The following is a 240-nucleotide window of genomic DNA, read 5'->3' on the forward strand; positions in this document are numbered from 1 at the left end:
CGTCTGTCGGGTATCAACGTCAAACGATACAAGATGGCCGCTTTCGTTCTTTGCAGCGGCGTCGCCGGGGTTGGCGGCGTGTTGTTCGGTAGCCGGCTCGGCGCAATCAATCCGACCGCGATGCAGGGGCAGGAACTCGCCGTCATTGCATCGGCGATTCTGGGTGGAACGTCGCTTTACGGTGGTTCGGGCAGTGTCGTCAAGACACTGGCGGGCGCGCTGCTGCTGGTTACGCTGGCG

At 62.5% G+C, this 240-nt stretch carries 1 protein-coding gene; it reads left to right on the top strand.

Annotated features, from left to right (window positions below; genetic code table 11):
• Window positions 1–12: 12 nt before the first annotated feature.
• Window positions 13–240, top strand: a 228-nt coding sequence (locus SB659_RS20415; protein WP_410551753.1) for an ABC transporter permease subunit, incomplete at its 3' end; no start/stop codon positions are given.

Source organism: Arthrobacter sp. SIMBA_036 (genome assembly GCF_046535135.1).
GTDB lineage: Bacteria > Actinomycetota > Actinomycetes > Actinomycetales > Micrococcaceae > Arthrobacter.